Origin of the sequence: Pseudomonas sp. I3-I5 (assembly GCF_022699445.1) — a bacterium.
Classification (GTDB): Bacteria; Pseudomonadota; Gammaproteobacteria; order Pseudomonadales; family Pseudomonadaceae; genus Aquipseudomonas; species Aquipseudomonas fulva.
This window is the reverse complement of record NZ_CP093940.1, coordinates 3,777,089-3,795,897: the sequence shown is the minus strand read 5'-3', so window position 1 is coordinate 3,795,897 and position 18,809 is coordinate 3,777,089. Positions and strand designations below refer to the sequence as shown.

Sequence of the window (18,809 nt, the reverse complement as noted above, 5' to 3'; positions counted from 1 at the left end):
CACAAAAAGTAACCAAAAAAGGCTGCGCTCCGTTCATACGGCCCCTACGCTGCGCTTCGGGGTTCCCTCACTCCGGTCTTGCTCCCGGGAGGACCGCGCTGTAGGCCCCATCCTGGGGCCCAGCGCTTGACAGGCATCCATGCCTGTCACCTCCCTCCGCAAGACCTGCGTTCGGCCTTCTGAAGTCGCGAAGATCAAGATCAAGATCAAGATCAAGATCAAGATCAAGATCAAGGTCAAGATCAAGGTCAAGATCAAGGTCAAGATCAAGGTCAAGATCAAGGTCAAGATCAAGGTCAAGATCAAGATCAAGATCAAGGTCAAGATCAAGATCAAGATCAAGATCAAGATCAAGATCAAGATCAAGATCAAGATCAAGATCAAGATCAAGATCGAGGTCGAGGTCAAGATCAAGATCAAAGGCCAGAGTCGAGTAAGAGCGAGAGCTGGCAGCTGCCGGGTTGCCCGGCTCAGACCCTACTTGCGCCGCGCGCGTTGCGCCAGATACTCCCGCACCTGCACAGCATCCCCAACAAACTCGATCCGCTCGGCCTTCGCCTCACGCTGATAGGCATACATCGGGTCGTAGTACTCGTTGAGCAGCCCCTCGATCCAACCTCGGTGCAGGTCCACACCGCCACTGCGCAATTGCTCTTCCAAAGCCTGCTCCAGCAGCGCCGTGAGCCGCTGATGGCGCTCTCCGCCGAGGCGCTTGCGGATGTTGGCCATGCTCTGCAGCATGCGCTGCGCGAACAAGTGCAGCCCGGCTTGCTCGCCATGCAGGGCGATGAACTCGGCACTGAGGTCGATGACATAGTCGCGCAGGATGCGCTCGACCCGGCCATCGAAACTGTCCTCCAGCCAAACCAGCGGGTACTGCTGCATGCCCTGGTACAAAGACAAAGGCACCGTGCAACTGCCAACGATGCGCCCTTCATCCTCCAACACGAATTGGCCGATACCCTGCGCGCGCTTTTTCAGCACATCGATGGCCAGCTGGTTCTCGAAGTCGATCTGGGCCGGTTGCCCGGTGGCGCGTTTGCCAAAGCTCGAACCGCGATGATTGGCATGGCCTTCAAGGTCCAGCACGTTGCCCAGCTGCTGCAACACGTCGGTCTTGCCAGTCCCGGTCAAGCCGCCAACCAGTACGAAATCACACTCGCTGACGGCCTGCTCCGTGGTTTCCAGCAAGTAGTTGCGCATCGCCTTGTAGCCCCCGCTGATACGCGGGTAGCGAATACCGGCTTCATCGCGCAACCACCCCTGGACGATCTGTGAACGCAGGCCACCACGAAAGCAATACAGATAGCCTTCCGGGTGAGCCTGGGTGAAGGCCACCCACGCCTCCAGACGGGCCTGCTTGGTGGCGCCGCCCACCAGTTGATGACCCAAGGCGATGGCGGCAGCCTGGCCCTGCTGCTTGTAGCAGGTGCCCACCTTCTGCCGTTCCAGATCGTTCATCAGGGGCAGGTTGGTCACGCCGGGGAAGGCGCCCTTGGCAAACTCGACGGGCGCGCGCATGTCCATCATCGGCACATCGTCGAGGAACAACTGACGGAAATCGGTGCAGTCTGGCCGCATCAGGCGACCTCGACTGCGTGGCTCTGTCGCTCTGCCAGATAGCCGATAGGCGACAGCTGCAAGCCCAGGTCGGCGGCTGCCGCGAGAAATGCGTCTTCACCTTCCGGAGTCACGGCCACAAGCAGCCCGCCGCTGGTCTGCGGGTCGCACAGCAAATGCTTCTGATCGTCACTGAGCGCGCCGATCTTGTGCCCGTAGCTCTCGAAGTTGCGCAGCGTACCCCCCGGAATGCAGCCGGCCGCGAGGTAGTGCTCGACACTCGGCAGGCGGGGCACCTTGGCGTAGTCCAGGTGTGCGGTCAGGCCGCTGCCCTCTGCAAGCTCAACCAGATGGCCGAGCAGGCCGAACCCGGTGACGTCCGTCATGGCCTTGACCCCGTCGAGCTTGCCAAATCGGCTGCCCGGAGTGTTCAGGGTACACATCCAGTCGCGCGCTACGCCTCGATCCTGCTCGCGCAGCACGGCTTTCTTCTCGGCAGTAGTGAGGATGCCGATGCCGAGCGGCTTGGTCAGATACAGTCGGCAGCCCGCCGTGGCGGTGTCGTTGCGCTTGAGATGGCGCTTGCTGACCACGCCGGTTACCGCCAGGCCGAAAATCGGCTCGGGGGCGTCGATGGAATGACCACCAGCAAGCGGGATGCCGGCTTCGGCGCAGACAGCCCGGCCACCGCGGATTACCTCACGAGCAACCTCGGGTGCCAGGACGTTGACCGGCCAGCCCAGGATGGCGATGGCCATCAGTGGATCGCCGCCCATGGCGTAGATATCGCTGATGGCATTGGTTGCCGCGATGCGGCCGAAATCGTAGGGGTCATCGACAATGGGCATGAAGAAGTCGGTGGTCGACACCACCCCGCGCTCCTCGTCCAGGGCATACACGGCGGCATCGTCGCGCGACGCATTGCCGACCCAGAGTTTCGGGTCCAGGGCCTGGGCACCGCTTTCGGCCAGGATGACGTCCAGCACCTTGGGGGATATCTTGCAGCCACAGCCGGCACCGTGGCTGTACTGGGTCAGGCGAATCGGCTCGCTCATGTGTACCTCGGCAGGTCAATTTATCGCCCGATTGTAGCAAAGCTGGTCATTGGGCCTGCGGCTCTTATAATCGTTGGGTCAATGACTTGCATCGAGCTGCAACCTGCACGTCGGCAAGGCAGCGCACATGCGCCGCCTGTTACTGCGCGCAGCCTCGAATTCGCCCTCATTCCCCGCTATTGAACCGGAGAAACCCATGCTCAAACGTCCTATGGCGCTCGCCGCCAGCCTGGTGCTGTCCTGCTGTGCCCTGGCCGTCCAGGCGGCAGAGACACTGCGTGTCAGCGCCATTCCTGACGAGGCGCCCACCGAACTGCAACGCAAGTTCAAACCCCTGGGCGAATACTTGTCCAAACAGTTGGGCATGCAGGTGAAGTTCGTGCCGGTGGCTGACTATCCGGCCGTGGTCGAATCGCTGGCCTCCGATCGGCTGGACCTGGCGTGGCTGGGCGGATTCACGTTCGTGCAGGTGCACCTGAAGGATCCGACGGCCACGCCGCTGGTGCAACGCGAGCAGGACGCCCAGTTCACCTCCAAGTTCATCACTGCCGACCCTGCGGTGAAAAGCCTTGCGGACCTCAAGGGCAAGTCCTTCGCCTTCGGGTCCGTTTCTTCCACCTCCGGTAGCCTGATGCCACGCTACTTCATGCTCAAGCAGGACAACATCAAGCCTGAAGGGTACTTCAGCCGCGTCGCCTATTCCGGTGCCCATGACGCCACCGTGGCCTGGGTGCAGGCTGGCAAGGTCGATGCCGGTGTGCTCAACGCCAGCGTCTGGCAGAAGCTGGTGGACGCCGGCAAGGTCGATACCGCCAAGGTGCGCGTGTTTGCCACGACCCCGACCTATTTCGACTACAACTGGACGGTGCGTGGCAACATGGACCCGGCCCTCAAGGAGAAGATCAAACAGGCCTTCTTGAACCTCGACCCTGCCGACCCAGAGCAAAAAGCCATTCTCGACCTGCAGGCGGCCAGCCGCTTCATCGAAACCAAACCGGAAAACTACGCGGGCACCGAGCAGGCCGCCCGCGAGGCCGGCTTGCTCAAGTGACGTCTGCCGTGCCTTCTGAGGCAGTCATCGCGCTGCAAGGTGCAAGCTTGCGGCATGGCGCGGTGCGCGCCGTGGAGGGCGTGACCTTGCGCATCGCACAGGGTGAGCGCGTCGCGATCATCGGCCCATCGGGGGCCGGCAAGTCAAGCTTGCTGCACCTGATGGCCACGGCGACCAGGCCTAGCAGCGGTCGTCTGGAGGTGCTCGGGCAGCAGCCATGGGCGTTGTCGACAGGGGCCCGGCAGCGCCTGCGGGCCCAGGTAGGCCTGGTTCACCAGGCGCCGCCGCTGCCGCCGCGCCAGCGGGTGGTCACTGCGGTGCTCGCGGGCCGCCTGGGCCAATGGGGGCTTGGACGCAGTCTGCTCAACCTGCTGTATCCCTGCGATGTGCCTGGTGCGCGCCAGGCCCTGGCCGAACTGGGTCTTGCAGACAAGCTGTTCGTGCAGTGCGGTCAACTGTCGGGTGGCCAGCTTCAGCGAGTAGGTATTGCGCGGGTGCTTTATCAGCAACCCCGTATCGTGCTTGCCGACGAGCCAGTGTCGGCGATGGACCCGGTATTGGCCGATCACAGCCTGGCGTTGCTCAACCGGCATGCCCAGGCCACTGGTGTGGCGTTGGTGGCCAGCCTGCACGCGGTCGATTTGGCATTGGCCCACTTTCCCCGGGTGATCGGCATTCGCGAAGGGCGCGTGCTGTTCGACTGCCCGGCCCAGGCGGTGACCGACGAGCTGCTGCAGGCGCTGTATGCCAATGAGCAGTTGGTGGCTGGACGTGGTGTTGATGCAACAAGCCCCCACGTGCAGTTGCCCAGATGCTGAGCGCCAGTCGCCGTGATCCGGCAATGGTGCCGAGGGTACTGATCGGGTTGCTGGCCATCGCGGTCCTGTGGCCGGGTATCCAATGGAGCGAACTCAATCCAGCCGTGCTGTTGCAGGCCGAAAACCGCGAGCAGATGGCACGTTTCACGGGGGCATTCTGGCCACCGGCACATGAACGCGACTTCCTCGAGCTATTGCTGGAGGCCACGCTACAGACCTTGGCTGTGGCTACCGCTGGCATGGTACTCGCCTGGCTGCTGGCCGTGCCGGCCGGGTTGCTGGCCAGCCGCGCCTTGTCCCTGAGCGCTGCCTCACGTGGCGGGCGCCCCGGTGTCTGGTCGCGCCTGGTGCGGCTGCCCGTACGGGGAGTGCTGATCTTCCTGCGCAGCGTGCCTGAAATCGTCTGGGCACTGTTGTTCGTGCGCGCCGTAGGCCTGGGGCCCACGGCTGGCGTGCTGGCAATTGCCATTACCTACAGCGGCATGCTGGGCAAGGTGTATGCGGAAATCTTCGAATCGGTGGACCAACGGCCTGCCCACGCCTTGTTGCAGGCGGGCAGTGGACGGCTGGCTGCCTTTTTCTACGGCATCCTGCCCAATGCCGCCAGCGAAGCGGTGTCCTACACGGTCTATCGGTGGGAATGTGCAGTACGGGCATCGGTGGTGATGGGGTTCGTGGGGGCCGGCGGTCTGGGTCAGCAGATCGACCTGTCCATGCGCATGTTCGCTGGCGCCGAGGTCGCCAGCATGTTGCTGACGTTCCTGGTCTTGGTGATGCTTGCCGATGGGCTCAGCCGGTTATTGCGCTGGAGGCTTGCATGAATCGGCTCATCAACCTGGCCCTGTTGGCCGCGCTGCTGGCAGCCATCGTCGGCTCGTTCGCTTACCTGGGGTTGGATTTCGGTGCCTTGATCGGCAACGGTGGGCTGGCCCAGATGGGCCAGTATGCCGGGCGGTTCCTGGCCCCGGACCTGTCCAGCGAGCATCTGCGAGCCGTGGCGCAGGGCGCGTTGGAGACCCTGGCCATGTCTGGCATCAGCACGTTGCTGGCCGCCATCATGGGCCTGTTGCTGGCGCTGCCGGCGGCAGGCCGCTTTGGCTGGCCGCTGCGGGCGCTGGCCCGGTTGCTGCTCAATGCCCTGCGCGCTATTCCGGAGCTGGTGTGGGCCGCGCTGACGGTGCTGGCAGCTGGACTGGGACCAAACGCCGGCACCCTGGCGTTGGCGCTGCACACCGCTGGCGTACTGGGACGGCTGTTTGCCGAAGCGCTGGAAAACGCCTCGCCCGAACCTGCAGCAGCCTTACGCCTGCAAGGCGCGGGGCAGGTAGCAGCCTTCTGCTACGGCACCTTGCCCAACCTGTGGCCGCAATTGCTTGCCTACAGTTTGTACCGTTGGGAAAACAACATACGCATGGCCAGTGTACTGGGCTTCGTCGGTGCCGGAGGCTTGGGACAGCTGCTCTACACCACCTTGAGCCTGTTCCAGGAGGCCCAGGCCAGTACGGTGATCATTGGAATGCTGGCGCTGGTGTTTCTGGTCGATGCGCTCAGTGATGTACTGCGCCAGCGTTTTGTAAGGGCCTGATCAGGCCAGCGGCCCTGTGACCGCTGCCCGTTCTCAGGCGCTCACCGCCTCGCCCGATTGCGCGCCACGCTGCATCGATTCCAGGTTGCGCTCGATCGTCTCGCAGATGGTATCCATCTGGATCTGGTGTTCGCTGAAGCGGAACGGGCTCTGCAAGTCGGTCCCGATGCGCTCGATCGCCAGCAGCATGAAGCCTACAACCGTGGAGGCCAGGGGCGTGAACCATTCCAGCGACTCTACCAGGCCGACCGGTACGATCAGGCAGAACAGCGTGATGAATAACCGAGGGAAATACACATAAGGGTAGGGCAGTGGCGTATTGGCGATGCGCTCCATGCCACCTTGTGCATTGGACAAGTCCACCAGGGTGGACTCAAGTCGAGCCAGACGGATGCTGTCCAGCCGGCCCTCCTGATATTCCCTGGCCAGTAACGCGGCGGAACCACTCAAGATGTCATTGGCAAAATTGTTGGAACCGTGGTGCCGCTCGAATTCTGCCTCAGGGATAAACGCCACCAGCTCTTGTGGGCATTTTTCCCCCTTCAGGTGTGCGGCCAGGCAATTGATATAGGCGATGTGCCGACGCAGCAGGGTCGCCTTGACCGGATTCAATCCATCGTCAGGGTCATCGATCAGCGTCAGCGTCTGACGGGCGAAACTGCGGGAACTGTTGACCAGCGCGCCCCACAGGGTACGGGCCTCCCACCAGCGGTTGTAGGCGCTGCTGTTGCGAAAGCTCACCAGCACGACCAGCGCCGAACCCATCAATGAAAGAGGGATCAGGGGCAGGGTGAACTTGCTGTTGAGAAACAGCATGAAATCAATGGTGACCAGCACGTCCCAGATCAGCAGCCAGAACAGTGACCAACCGATGTAGCCGAAGGTTTTCACGACCAGGCGGTATTTGCGGATGATGACGTCTTTCAAATGGCGCACCTTTACGGGTTCAGGACCTTGGATGGGACGCTGAGTCCCGCCGAAGGTTCTGCATGAGGTTGTTGCAACGCGTGTGGGGCTGACAAGTGCTGGCGTGATATCCGAATGGGTGTGTGCATTTCATCCAGACGCGTTTGCCGGCCCGATTTGGATGGTGGCACAATGCCTTGCCTCAGCATGCACATGCTCCGCAGCTGTACCCTGCACCTTCCGCCTTATTTTCTCGGTATCCCGCCATGATCGAGCGCACCGGCACGGGCCTTTCCTTCGCCAAACGCATGTATGCACCACGCGCCATCGGAACCGGCCTCGGCTTTTTTTGTGTATTGATCGGCATTGCGCCATTGCAGCCAGAGTGGTGGGTGTGGGCGCTGTTACTGGCACACGGTTTTGTCTGGCCGCACCTTGCGTTTCAGATAGCCCGGGTTTCTGCCCAGCCCTACAAGACCGAGCAGCGTAACTTGGTGGTCGATGGATTCGCCGGGGGTTGCTGGGCGGGTGCCATGGGGCTCAATCCTTTGCCCAGCGTGATCATCCTGTCGATGATTGCCATGGACAAGATCGCGGCAGGTGGCTGGCCCCTGTTGATCAGAACGGTGATTGCCCAGGGCATCGGCATCGCCTTGGGCCTGTGGCTGTTCGCGCCGCCGCTTTTTCCGGCCACCACGCAGGTGCAGATGCTGGCGTGTCTGCCGATCCTGCTGATCTACCCCATGGCCATTGGCATGATCTGCTATCAGGTGACTGTCCAATTGGGCCAGCATAAACGTGCACTGGCCCGCATGAGCCAGACCGACAGCCTTACGGGCCTGAGCAACCATGGGGCGTGGCAGGAACTGCTGCTGCGCGAATTCGCGCGTTGCCGAGCTAACGCCGGGAGCAGTTGCCTTGCCCTGATCGACGTGGACCACTTCAAACAGGTCAATGATCGTCATGGCCACCAGGTGGGTGACAACATCCTGCGGGTAATCAGTGCCACGCTCTCCTTGCACCTGCGCAAGCACGACCCTGCGGCCCGCTACGGAGGAGACGAATTCTGCGTGATGCTGCCCGATACGACGCCAGGGCAAGCAAGGGATGTGCTGGAGCGGCTGCGCCTGGCCGTGGAGGCGTTCCGCGACCCGGCGCTGCCGCACCTTACCCTGAGCCTGAGTATCGGCATCGCCCCTTATCATGCAGGCATTATCGATGCCCAGGCCTGGCTGCACGCCGCCGATATGGCGTTGTATGCCGCCAAGCGCGCCGGCCGAAATTGCATCGTCCTGGCGCCCCAGGCTTCTGAGCCCGCCTGATCAGGGTTTTGCTGCAACGGCCACGAAGCCCTTGATCGACGTTGGGGCCGCGGGTTTGGACTTGCGCGCCAGCATGTACTGGTAGCGCCGCCATTCTTTGTCGATCTCGCTGAAGGACATGAACACACTGACCCGGTCCTTGCCCACCAGGTCCGGTCGTCTGACGGCATCGATGCCGCTGGTAGGGATGATGGCGATGTTGATGCCTACCACGCTACCGTCATCGGCGAATACCGGGCCGCCAGACATCCCTTTGGTGATCGGCCCGTCGTGCACCGAATAGAACACGCTGCCAGGGGTGCCATCGAGCCGGACCAGTGACGAGAGCGCGTGGCCCTTGCCTTGTACGGGCATCATCAAGCTGTTGTAGCCCACTGCCGTGACCGTTTCTCCAGGCACATATTGTCGCCAGTGCGGTATTTCGCTGGCTTTGTGCTTAAAGAACACCACATCGCCTAGTCCTTCGTGGACCACGTTGCGCAGGAAAGGCGTGTGTTTGGCGGTGACGGCATAATCTGCGTTCCACTGGATGGCGCTTGCCATCAGCAGCATGGGCAGCGGTGCCCCGGACGTCACCACGAAAGCTTGACTGTAGACCGGGTCTGAAACGTAGGACGTTGGCACTCCATTGCACCCACTTAGCAGCATCATTGCCGCCATACAGGGCGCGGTTGTTTTCATTGGTCACACGAGGGGGAGGGGGTTGAGAGGAGCTGCACTATGGCTAAATGCCATCAGCCAGGCAATACGTTCGGCTTTTATCCGACGAAGTGAGGGTAGGCGGCGGGTATGGCCACTGGCCAATAGCATTGCTGCATGGTCAGTCACCAGCAAATCAATGGGCTGGCGCCAAGCAAATGTGCTGCACTGAATGGTTTTTTCGGCGCAAAAAAAAGCCGACCATTTAAGGTCGGCTCTTTCGGATTTGGTGCCCCGAGGGAGACTCGAACTCCCACTCCTTTCGAAAACGGATTTTGAATCCGCCGCGTCTACCAATTCCGCCATCAGGGCGTGGCGCGCAGTATAGAGAGGTGCCGTCGGTCGGTCAATCGTCTTTCATGGTCAATTTTCATTCGTTGGGCTAAACTTCCCGGCCCTGCCGAACCGAACATCATCATGCGCGTTGCCGATTTCTCCTTCGAACTTCCCGATTCCCTGATCGCCCGCCATCCGTTGGCCGAGCGCCATGGCAGCCGCCTGCTGGTGCTCGACGGGCCAAGCGGTGCACGCGAGCACCGGCAATTCCCCGACCTGCTGGGCTATCTGCGCCCGGGTGACCTGATGGTGTTCAACAACACCCGGGTCATTCCGGCGCGGCTGTTCGGTCAGAAAGCCTCCGGCGGCAAGCTCGAAGTGTTGGTCGAGCGTGTGCTCGACAGCCACCGTGTGCTGGCCCATGTGCGGGCGAGCAAGGCGCCCAAGGTAGGGGCGGTCATTTTGGTGGACGGTGGCGGTGAAGCTGAAATGGTTGCGCGCCACGACACCTTGTTCGAGCTGCGTTTCACCGAAGAGGTATTGCCGCTGCTCGACCGCGTCGGCCACATGCCGCTGCCGCCCTACATCGATCGCCCTGACGAAGGTGCGGACCGGGAGCGCTACCAGACGGTCTACGCCGAAAAGGCAGGCGCTGTCGCCGCGCCTACCGCAGGCCTGCATTTCGACGAGGCGCTGCTCGAGCAGATCGCCGCCAAAGGGGTGGAGCGCGCGTTCGTCACCCTGCACGTGGGCGCCGGTACCTTCCAGCCGGTGCGGGTCGACAAGATTGAAGATCACCACATGCATAAAGAGTGGCTCGAAGTGAGCCAGGATGTGGTCGACGCCATCGAGGCCTGCCGTGCCCGCGGCGGGCGCGTGATCGCCGTGGGCACCACCAGTGTGCGCTCGCTCGAAAGCGCCGCCCGCGATGGCCAGCTCAAGCCCTTCAGCGGTGACACCGATATCTTCATCTACCCCGGCCGCCCATTCCACGTGGTCGATGCGCTGGTTACCAACTTCCACCTGCCTGAGTCCACGCTGCTGATGCTGGTCTCGGCCTTCGCCGGTTACCCCGAGACCATGGCTGCCTACGCGGCAGCGGTCGAGCAGGGGTACCGCTTCTTCAGTTACGGTGATGCCATGTTCATCACCCGCAATCCGGCGCCTCGCGGGCCCGAGGAGCAAGCATGAGTCGCACCTGCCGAATGTCCTTCGAACTGCTGGCCACCGACGGCAAGGCCCGTCGTGGCCGCATCACCTTCCCCCGTGGCACGGTCGAAACCCCGGCGTTCATGCCGGTGGGCACCTATGGCACGGTCAAGGGCATGTTGCCCCGTGACATCGAGGCCATTGGTGCCGAGATGATCCTGGGCAACACCTTCCACCTGTGGCTGCGCCCAGGTACCGAGGTGATCAAGAAGCACAACGGGCTGCACGACTTCATGCAGTGGAAAGGCCCGATTCTCACCGATTCCGGTGGCTTCCAGGTCTTCAGCCTGGGCGCCATGCGCAAAATCAAGGAAGAAGGCGTGACCTTCGCCTCTCCCGTGGACGGCTCCAAGGTGTTCATGGGCCCGGAAGAATCCATGCAGGTGCAACGTGACCTGGGTTCGGACGTGGTGATGATCTTCGACGAGTGCACCCCGTACCCTGCCGAGCACGACATCGCCCGTACGTCCATGGAGCTATCGCTGCGCTGGGCCCAGCGCTCGAAGAACGCCCATGCCGACAACACCGCCGCGCTGTTCGGCATCGTTCAGGGCGGCATGTACCAGGACCTGCGCATGCGCTCCCTGGAAGGGCTTGAGAACATCGGCTTCGACGGCCTGGCCATCGGCGGCCTGTCGGTGGGTGAGCCCAAGCACGAGATGATCAAGGTGCTGGACTACTTGCCAGAGCAGATGCCGGCTGACAAACCTCGTTACCTTATGGGGGTAGGCAAACCGGAGGATCTCGTTGAGGGTGTGCGCCGCGGCGTCGATATGTTCGACTGCGTGATGCCTACGCGCAACGCGCGCAACGGCCACCTGTTCGTCGACACCGGGGTGATCAAGATCCGCAACGCGTTCCATCGCCATGATGAATCGCCACTGGATCCGACCTGTGACTGCTATACCTGCAGCAACTTCTCCCGCGCCTATCTGCATCACCTGGACAAGTGTGGCGAAATGCTCAGCAGCATGTTGAATACCATCCATAACTTGCGCCATTACCAGCGTTTGATGGCCGGTTTACGCGAGGCTATTCAACAAGGTAAATTGGCCGCCTTCGTCGACGCCTTCTACGCCAAGCGCGGGCTTGTTGTACCGCCCTTGGACTGACTGTCTGCATCCATTATTAAAATATTCGCATTAGGAGTGCACCCATGAGCTTCTTGATCCCCGCCGCATACGCGGACGCTGCAGCCCCCGCCGCCGGCCCTGCCGGTACTGGCTTCGAGTGGATTTTCCTGGTCGGTTTCCTGGTCATCTTCTACCTGATGATCTGGCGTCCACAGGCCAAACGTGCCAAAGAGCAGAAGAACCTGCTGGGCAACTTGCAGAAAGGTGACGAAGTTGTCACCAACGGTGGCATTGCCGGCAAGATCGTCAAAGTGGCCGATGATTTCGTGGTGCTGGAAGTGTCCGACACTGTCGAGCTGAAGTTCCAGAAGGGCGCCATTGCCGCGACCCTGCCAAAAGGTACGCTCAAGGCTATCTGAGTTACCGGTTTCATTTTTCCAGTCGGGGCGCGCAACGCGCCCCGCGTCTTGAACGGGCGGCGTGATGCTGAACAAATACCCTCTGTGGAAATACGCACTGATCCTGCTGGTACTGGCGATCGGTTTCATTTATTCCGCTCCCAACCTCTACCCGGATGACCCGGCCGTGCAGATCAGCGGTGCCAGCTCGGCGCTGCAGGTCAACCAGGCCGATCTCGATCGCGTCAGCAAGGCGCTGGTCGATGCAAACATCGCAGTCAAAGGCGTGAGCCTGGGTGAGAAGGGCAGTGGCCTGATTCGTCTGACCAATCAGGAAGACCAGCTGCCCGCCAAGGATGTGGTGCGCAAGGCGCTGGGCGATGACTATGTCGTGGCGCTGAACCTGGCACAAACCACCCCGCAGTGGTTGCGCAACCTGGGTGCCAGCCCCATGAAGCTGGGCCTGGACCTGTCCGGTGGCGTGCACTTCCTGCTGGAAGTGGACATGGACAAGGCCATGAGCGCCCGCTTGAAAGTCTACGAAGGCGAGGTCAAGACCTTGCTGCGCAAGGAGCGGGTCCGCTACCGCAGCCTGCCGCAGCAGGACGGTGGCATCATGCTCGGCTTTGCTGACAACGCTACGCGCGAACAGGCACGTGCCCTGATCCGCAAGAATTTCAACGATTTCGACCTGACCACCACCGAGCGCAATGACCTCGCCGTGCTGCGTCTGGCGCTGTCTCAGGCGAAAGTGGCCGAGATTCGCGAATACTCGATCAAGCAGAACCTCACCACCGTGCGTAACCGTGTCAACGAGCTGGGCGTCGCCGAGCCGCTGGTGCAGCGCCAGGGCGCCAACCGCATCGTGGTCGAGCTGCCGGGTGTGCAGGACACTGCCGAAGCCAAGCGTATTCTGGGCAAGACGGCCAACCTGGAGTTCCGTTTCGGTGCCGAGCCGGGCGCGTCCAAAGCCACCACCGAAGTGTTCGAGTTCCGTGAAGGGGGGCGTTCGGCGCCCGTTGAGCGTGGCCTGATCATCACCGGTGACCAGGTGACCGACGCCCAGGCCAGCTTCGACGAGCATGGCCGCCCGCAGGTGAACATTCGTCTGGACGGGCATGGCGGCGAACTGATGAGCCGCGCGACGCGCAGCAACGTTGGTCGCAGCATGGCGGTGATCTTCATCGAGCAGAAGCCTGTCACCCGCTACGTGAAGCAGACGGTCGATGGCGTCGAGAAGGACGTTGCGGTCCAGAGCTTCCAGGAAGAGAAGAAGATCATCAGCCTGGCGACCATCCAGTCGCCGCTGGGTAGCCAGTTCCGTATCACGGGGCTGAACGGCCAGGGCGAATCGTCTGAACTGGCCCTGCTCCTGCGTGCCGGCGGCCTGGCTGCACCGATGTACTTCGCTGAAGAGCGTACCATCGGCCCAAGCCTGGGGGCCGACAACATCACCAAGGGCATCGACGCCTCGCTGTGGGGTATGCTGTTCGTCTCGCTGTTCATCATTGCGATCTACCGGGCCTTCGGTGTGCTGGCCACTATCGCACTCGCCGGCAACATGGTGTTGCTGCTGGCGTTGATGTCCTTGCTGGGCGCTACGCTGACATTGCCAGGCATCGCGGGTATCGTGCTCACCATGGGCATGGCGGTGGATGCCAACGTGCTTATCTTCTCTCGAATCCGTGAAGAGCTGGCTGCAGGCATGTCTGTTCAGCGCGCTATTCATGAAGGCTTCAACCGCGCCTATTCGGCCATCGTCGATGCCAACCTGACTACCTTGCTCGTGGGCGGCATCCTGTTTGCCATGGGCACCGGGCCGGTCAAAGGCTTTGCGGTCACCATGTCCCTCGGGATTTTCACGTCGATGTTCACTGCTGTGATGGTCACCCGTGCCCTGGTCAACCTGACCTGTGGCGGGCGTGACATCAAGAAGCTGTGGGTTTGAGGGAGCTGCGATGAAAACCATCAATTTCATGGGTGTACGCAATGTCGCCTTCGGCGTCACCGTACTGCTCACCGTGCTGGCCTTGTTCAGCTGGTGGCAAAAGGGCCTGAACTTCGGCCTGGACTTCACTGGCGGCACGCTGATCGAGCTGACCTACGAGCGCCCGGCCGATCTCAAGGCGGTACGGGCCGAGTTGGTCGACTCGGGTTTCCACGAGGCAGTGGTGCAGAGCTTCGGTGCCACGACCGACCTGCTGGTGCGCATGCCGGGTGATGACCCACAGCTGGGCAACAAGGTCGCCGCAGCCTTGCAGAAGGCCGGCGGTGACAACCCAGCCACCGTCAAGCGTGTCGAGTTCGTCGGCCCGCAGGTGGGTGAAGAGCTGCGTGACCAGGGCGGCATGGGCATGCTCCTGGCGCTGGGTGGCATCCTTATCTACCTGGCGTTCCGCTTCCAGTGGAAATTCGCAGTAGGCGCCATCATTTCGCTGATCCACGACGTGATCGTGACACTGGGCATCTTGTCGTTCTTCCAGATCACCTTCGACCTGACGGTGCTGGCGGCGGTGCTGGCCATCATCGGCTACTCGCTCAATGACACCATCGTCGTGTTCGACCGGGTGCGTGAGAACTTCCGGGTCATGCGCAAGGCGTCCTTGATCGAAAACATCAACGTCTCCACCACCCAGACGTTACTGCGTACCGTGGCGACTTCGGTGTCTACCTTGCTGGCTATTGCCGCCTTGCTGTTCTTCGGCGGTGACAACCTGTTCGGCTTCTCGCTGGCCCTGTTCATCGGCGTGATGGCCGGTACCTACTCGTCGATCTACATCGCCAACGTGGTGCTGATCTGGCTGAACCTGAACAGCGAAGACCTGATTCCGCCGGCAAAGACCGAGGGCGTGGACGACCGTCCGTGACCGACTGACGCTCCGCTTGGCGGACGAGAGGGCGCGAGTGTTGAACTCGCGCCCTTTTTTTTGCTCCAAGGCAAGGAGAAAGCGGGCCAAGTCCCGTATGTACGATCAGGAGGTTCACGTGAATAAATCAATGCTGGTGGGTGCGGTGCTAGGTGCTGTCGGTGTCACTGCCGGAGGTGCTGTGGCGACCTACAGCTTGGTGAACAAAGGGCCTGAGTATGCTCAGGTCACCGACGTGCAGCCGATCAAGCAGCAGGTCAAGACCCCGCGCGAAGTGTGCAAGGACGTAACCGTCACTCGCCAGGCGCCAGTCAAGGACCAGCATCAGATCGCCGGCACTGTGGTCGGCGCGTTGGCCGGTGGCCTGTTGGGCAACCAGATCGGCGGCGGCACCGGCAAGAAGATCGCGACCGTGGCCGGTGCGGTGGGTGGTGGGTATGCTGGCAACAAGGTGCAGGAGGGCATGCAGCAGCGTGACACCTACACCACGACCCAGACCCGCTGCAACACGGTCAACGACATCAGTGAAAAAGTGGTGGGCTATAACGTCAAGTACACCATCGGCGATCAGGTCGGCCAGGTGAAGATGAACCGTGAGCCAGGCTCTACCATCCCAGTGGACAAGAACGGCAAGCTGATTCTCAGCGATGCCGGACAGTGATGCTGCTGCCGGCGTTGGCCCTGTGCCGACGCCGGTGATGCAGGGCTGGCAGGCATGAAAAAAGCACCCCGAGGGGTGCTTTTGTTTTCCTGCAATCAAATGCTCAACGCTTCATGCTTTCAGGCAGGTGCGGTTGGATGGCGGTCAGTACCGCCTTGAAGCACTTGATGTTGCCGGCGACGATGTGGCCTTTGTCGAGGAAGTCATGGCCGCCATTGAAGTCGCTCACCAAGCCGCCTGCTTCCTGAATCAGCAGCACGCCTGCGGCCATGTCCCATTCGGACAGGCCCGACTCCCAGAATGCATCGAAACGGCCTGCGGCCACATAGGCCAGGTCCAGGCTCGCCGCGCCAGCGCGGCGGATGCCGGCGGTCTGGCCTACCAGGCTGCGGAACATGCCCAGGTAATTGTCCAGGTCGGCCATCTGGTTATCACGGAAGGGGAAGCCAGTGCCCAGCAGGGCGCCGTCCAGGCTGGTGCGCGAGCTGACGCGCAGGCGGCGGCCGTTCAATTGAGCGCCACGGCCACGGCTGGCAGTAAACTCTTCCTGGCGAACCGGGTCGACGATCACAGCGTGCTCCAGGCGACCACGGTACTTGCAGGCAATGCTGACGGCAAAGTGAGGAATGCCACGCAGGAAGTTGGTGGTGCCGTCCAGCGGGTCGATGACCCACAGGTAGTCCTTGCCTTCTTCGCCGGAGCCGGCGTGCAGGCCAGTTTCCTCGCCCAGGATGGAGTGGTTCGGGTAGGCCTTGCGCAGGGCATTGACGATGCTCTGCTCGGCAGCGCGATCGACTTCGGAAACGTAGTCCTTGGCCTCTTTCTCATCGACCTTGATGCTATCCAGGCGTTCGATGGAGCGGAAGATCAGTTCACTGGCGCTGCGAGCGGCGCGCAGGGCGATATTCAGCATAGGCTGCATGGGCGGGTCACCTGGAGATGTTAAAGAAGAAAGCCGAACATTCTAACAGAAAATTGTGGCGGCAGAAGGGCGCATTCGCGTGCGTGGCGTTACGCCTGTCGGTTCTGTAAGATTCCAGGCCCTGATTTCCGCCACTGTGAGCACGAGACCTTGCTGCAGAATATTCGTGTCGTTCTGGTCAACACCAGCCACCCCGGCAACATCGGCGGCGCTGCGCGCGCCATGAAGAACATGGGCCTGTCGCGTCTGGTGCTGGTGCAGCCAAAGCAGTTTCCTGCCGACGAGGCCAGCGCGCGCGCCTCGGGCGCGGACGATGTGCTGGGTAACGCCATCGTCGTCGACAGCTTGGAGCAGGCATTGGTCGGCTGCAATCTGGTGATGGGCACCAGTGCCCGTGAGCGCAGCATTCCATGGCCTCTTATCGGCCCACGTGAATGCGGCGACAAGGCCGTGCAGCATGCCGACGGGGGCGAGCAGATCGCCTTGGTGTTCGGGCGCGAGCATGCCGGGCTGACCAATGAAGAGTTGCAGCGATGTCACTTCCACGTGCACATCCCCTCCAATCCCGACTTCAGTTCGCTGAACCTGGCCGCGGCTGTTCAGGTACTGGCCTATGAAGTGCGCATGGCCAGCCTGGCGAACGACCGCTCGCCTGCCCAGGTTGAGAAGGCTGACGCCGACGCCTTGGCCACGATGGACGAGATGGAGCTGTTCTACGACCATCTGGAAAAAACCCTGGTCGACATTGGTTTCCTTGATCCCGAAAAGCCCAAGCACCTGATGCCGCGTCTTCGCAGGCTTTACGGTCGGGTTGCAGTGGAGCGTACGGAAATGAGCATTTTGCGCGGCATTCTTACCGAGACCCAGAAGGTGGTCCGGGGTGAGCCGCATAAACGGAAGGACTGACAGATGCTGGAACGTCTGCGTGAAGATATTCAAAGCGTGTTCCACCGTGATCCAGCGGCGCGCAACGCGTTCGAAGTGCTGACCTGCTACCCCGGGATGCATGCCATATGGCTGCACCGGTTGGGTAATGCCCTGTGGCGGCGGGACTTCAAGTGGCTGGCGCGGCTGGTGTCCAACTTCGGTCGCTGGCTGACCGGTATCGAGATTCACCCGGGCGCCACGATAGGGCGGCGGTTCTTCATCGACCATGGCATGGGCATCGTCATTGGCGAAACCGCCGAGATTGGTGACGACGTGACGCTCTACCAAGGCGTAACCCTGGGCGGTACCAGCTGGAATAAAGGCAAGCGTCACCCAACGCTGGAGGACGGCGTAGTGGTCGGTGCGGGTGCGAAGGTGCTGGGGCCGTTTACCGTAGGGGCCGGGGCCAAGATCGGTTCCAATGCGGTGGTGACCAAGGCGGTGCCAGCCGGCGCCACGGCTGTTGGCATCCCCGGGCGCATCATCGTCAAGGACGAGCAGGGCGATGTCGAGGCGCGGCGCAAGGCCATGGCCGAGAAGATCGGTTTCGATGCCTATGGGGTCAGTGGCGACATGCCCGACCCGGTCGCCCGCGCCATTGGCCAGATGCTTGACCATCTGCAGGCCGTTGATGAGCGCCTGGAAGGCATGTGCGGGGCGTTGACGCGGATGGGCAGTGACTATTGCGCCAAGGAGCTGCCTGCGCTGCCTGAAGATGACTTCACCGAACAGGCGCAGTTGGCCAAGCGCGACATCCAGCCGCATTGATCCCGCCGTATCAGGCGCGGGTTCTGGCATGGGGGCATGTGCTATCGCCCCCGTGTCTGCTACAATCGCGGCCGCCTCCCCTCATGCAAACCCGACTAAGGCACTAGGTCTAATAGTTGACTTAAATGCTCGGGAATCGCATACTTGCACACATCCCGTAACTCCCGTGGTACCCAATAGCCATGCGACTGACTACCAAAGGCCGATACGCCGTGACTGCCATGCTCGACCTGGCGTTGCACGCGCAGCATGGGCCGGTGTCTTTGGCCGACATCTCCGAGCGCCAGGGCATATCCCTTTCTTATCTGGAACAGCTGTTCGCCAAGCTGCGCCGCAGCAGCCTGGTTTCCAGCGTTCGCGGCCCCGGTGGCGGTTATCAGCTGTCGCGCGGCATGGAGACCATCCAGGTCGCCCAGGTCATCGATGCGGTCAACGAATCGGTCGATGCCACCCGTTGCCAGGGGCTTGGGGACTGCCATGCCGGTGATACCTGCCTGACCCACCACTTGTGGTGCGACCTCAGTCAGCAGATTCACGAGTTCCTCAGTGGCATCAGTCTGGCCGACCTCGTCATGCGCCGTGAGGTGCAGGAAGTCGCTCAGCGTCAGGACCTGCGCCGCGTCGCTGGTCTGTCTGCCCCGCTGGACAAGATTGAGACGTCCGCCGTCGATTGATCCTTCGGGACGACGAGCGACGCCACCGCCTGATAGGA

The 18,809-nt window shown here is 61.8% G+C and carries 20 protein-coding genes and 1 tRNA gene; 15 read left to right on the top strand and 6 right to left on the bottom strand.

The window, feature by feature from the left end; translation table 11 throughout:
- Window positions 1-139: 139 nt before the first annotated feature.
- Window positions 140-568, top strand: coding sequence for a hypothetical protein (locus tag MOP87_RS16975; protein WP_242809828.1), 429 nt, complete (start codon window positions 140-142; stop codon window positions 566-568).
- Here MOP87_RS16975 and mnmH read toward each other — a convergent pair.
- Together mnmH and selD are read right to left on the bottom strand one after the other, a co-directional pair.
- Window positions 478-1,581 carry a tRNA 2-selenouridine(34) synthase MnmH gene (gene mnmH / locus MOP87_RS16970; RefSeq protein WP_242809827.1) on the bottom strand — a complete coding sequence of 368 codons (1,104 nt, stop codon included), beginning with the start codon at window positions 1,579-1,581 and terminating at the stop codon, window positions 478-480. The genes MOP87_RS16975 and mnmH overlap by 91 nt on opposite strands.
- Complete coding sequence (gene selD, locus MOP87_RS16965; RefSeq protein ID WP_027913658.1) at window positions 1,581-2,615, bottom strand: selenide, water dikinase SelD; 1,035 nt, start codon at window positions 2,613-2,615, stop codon at window positions 1,581-1,583. Before selD ends, mnmH begins: the two co-directional genes overlap by 1 nt.
- Window positions 2,616-2,811: 196 nt before the next feature.
- Here selD and MOP87_RS16960 point away from each other — a divergent pair, with 196 nt between their 5' ends.
- The 4 genes from MOP87_RS16960 to phnE are packed head-to-tail and all read left to right on the top strand — an operon-like array spanning window position 2,812 to window position 6,069.
- A complete protein-coding gene (locus MOP87_RS16960; RefSeq protein WP_027913659.1) occupies window positions 2,812-3,666 on the top strand; it encodes a putative selenate ABC transporter substrate-binding protein in 855 nt (284 codons plus the stop codon).
- A gap of 8 nt (window positions 3,667-3,674) precedes the next feature.
- Window positions 3,675-4,484: an ATP-binding cassette domain-containing protein gene (locus tag MOP87_RS16955; protein WP_242809826.1), complete on the top strand. Its 810-nt coding sequence runs from the start codon at window positions 3,675-3,677 to the stop codon at window positions 4,482-4,484.
- The gene (locus MOP87_RS16950) at window positions 4,478-5,305 is read left to right on the top strand and encodes an ABC transporter permease (RefSeq protein WP_242809825.1); all 828 of its coding nucleotides are present in this window, start codon (window positions 4,478-4,480) and stop codon (window positions 5,303-5,305) included. The genes MOP87_RS16955 and MOP87_RS16950 overlap by 7 nt, the downstream gene beginning before the upstream one ends.
- Window positions 5,302-6,069, top strand: coding sequence for a phosphonate ABC transporter, permease protein PhnE (gene phnE, locus MOP87_RS16945; RefSeq protein WP_027913662.1), 768 nt, complete (start codon window positions 5,302-5,304; stop codon window positions 6,067-6,069). Before MOP87_RS16950 ends, phnE begins: the two co-directional genes overlap by 4 nt.
- 33 nt (window positions 6,070-6,102) lie before the next feature.
- Here the strand turns inward: phnE and MOP87_RS16940 are convergent, their stop codons facing one another.
- On the bottom strand, window positions 6,103-6,996 hold the full coding sequence (locus MOP87_RS16940) for a bestrophin family ion channel (RefSeq protein ID WP_027913663.1): 894 nt from the start codon (window positions 6,994-6,996) through the stop codon (window positions 6,103-6,105).
- 245 nt (window positions 6,997-7,241) lie between these two features.
- Between MOP87_RS16940 and MOP87_RS16935 the strand changes: the two genes are divergently transcribed.
- Complete coding sequence (locus MOP87_RS16935; RefSeq protein WP_242809824.1) at window positions 7,242-8,297, top strand: diguanylate cyclase; 1,056 nt, start codon at window positions 7,242-7,244, stop codon at window positions 8,295-8,297.
- On the opposite strand, the gene MOP87_RS16930 is transcribed toward MOP87_RS16935, so the two are convergent.
- Entirely contained in the window at window positions 8,298-8,945 is a 648-nt protein-coding gene (locus MOP87_RS16930) for a trypsin-like peptidase domain-containing protein (RefSeq protein ID WP_197874031.1), read from the bottom strand.
- Window positions 8,946-9,223: 278 nt separating this feature from the next.
- Window positions 9,224-9,308 (bottom strand) — tRNA-Leu (locus tag MOP87_RS16925).
- 105 nt (window positions 9,309-9,413) lie between these two features.
- Between MOP87_RS16925 and queA the strand changes: the two genes are divergently transcribed.
- The 6 genes from queA (at window position 9,414) to MOP87_RS16895 (ending at window position 15,480) form a co-directional block, all read left to right on the top strand.
- On the top strand, window positions 9,414-10,463 hold the full coding sequence (queA, locus tag MOP87_RS16920; protein WP_027913679.1) for a tRNA preQ1(34) S-adenosylmethionine ribosyltransferase-isomerase QueA: 1,050 nt from the start codon (window positions 9,414-9,416) through the stop codon (window positions 10,461-10,463).
- A 14-nt stretch (window positions 10,464-10,477) separates the two neighbouring features.
- Window positions 10,478-11,593 carry a tRNA guanosine(34) transglycosylase Tgt gene (gene tgt, locus MOP87_RS16915; RefSeq protein WP_161780411.1) on the top strand — a complete coding sequence of 372 codons (1,116 nt, stop codon included), beginning with the start codon at window positions 10,478-10,480 and terminating at the stop codon, window positions 11,591-11,593.
- Between the two features lie 44 nt (window positions 11,594-11,637).
- Window positions 11,638-11,973 (top strand): preprotein translocase subunit YajC, encoded by a 336-nt coding sequence (gene yajC, locus MOP87_RS16910; protein WP_023533309.1) that lies wholly within the window; start codon window positions 11,638-11,640, stop codon window positions 11,971-11,973.
- Window positions 11,974-12,037: 64 nt separating this feature from the next.
- Window positions 12,038-13,900, top strand: coding sequence for a protein translocase subunit SecD (gene secD, locus MOP87_RS16905; protein ID WP_197874025.1), 1,863 nt, complete (start codon window positions 12,038-12,040; stop codon window positions 13,898-13,900).
- Window positions 13,901-13,910: 10 nt separating this feature from the next.
- Complete coding sequence (gene secF, locus MOP87_RS16900) at window positions 13,911-14,819, top strand: protein translocase subunit SecF (protein WP_027913682.1); 909 nt, start codon at window positions 13,911-13,913, stop codon at window positions 14,817-14,819.
- Between the two features lie 118 nt (window positions 14,820-14,937).
- On the top strand, window positions 14,938-15,480 hold the full coding sequence (locus MOP87_RS16895) for a glycine zipper 2TM domain-containing protein (protein ID WP_027913683.1): 543 nt from the start codon (window positions 14,938-14,940) through the stop codon (window positions 15,478-15,480).
- Between the two features lie 103 nt (window positions 15,481-15,583).
- Here the strand turns inward: MOP87_RS16895 and suhB are convergent, their stop codons facing one another.
- Window positions 15,584-16,402: an inositol-phosphate phosphatase gene (gene suhB, locus MOP87_RS16890; protein WP_023533392.1), complete on the bottom strand. Its 819-nt coding sequence runs from the start codon at window positions 16,400-16,402 to the stop codon at window positions 15,584-15,586.
- Window positions 16,403-16,552: 150 nt separating this feature from the next.
- On the opposite strand from suhB, the gene trmJ reads away from it, so the two are divergent.
- The 3 genes from trmJ to iscR all read left to right on the top strand — a co-directional run bounded on the left by trmJ (window position 16,553) and on the right by iscR (window position 18,771).
- Window positions 16,553-17,308 (top strand): tRNA (cytosine(32)/uridine(32)-2'-O)-methyltransferase TrmJ, encoded by a 756-nt coding sequence (trmJ, locus tag MOP87_RS16885; protein WP_027913684.1) that lies wholly within the window; start codon window positions 16,553-16,555, stop codon window positions 17,306-17,308.
- Window positions 17,309-17,311: 3 nt separating this feature from the next.
- Complete coding sequence (cysE, locus tag MOP87_RS16880; RefSeq protein WP_023533458.1) at window positions 17,312-18,097, top strand: serine O-acetyltransferase; 786 nt, start codon at window positions 17,312-17,314, stop codon at window positions 18,095-18,097.
- 182 nt (window positions 18,098-18,279) lie between these two features.
- Entirely contained in the window at window positions 18,280-18,771 is a 492-nt protein-coding gene (gene iscR, locus MOP87_RS16875; RefSeq protein ID WP_023533322.1) for a Fe-S cluster assembly transcriptional regulator IscR, read from the top strand.
- Window positions 18,772-18,809: the final 38 nt, after the last annotated feature.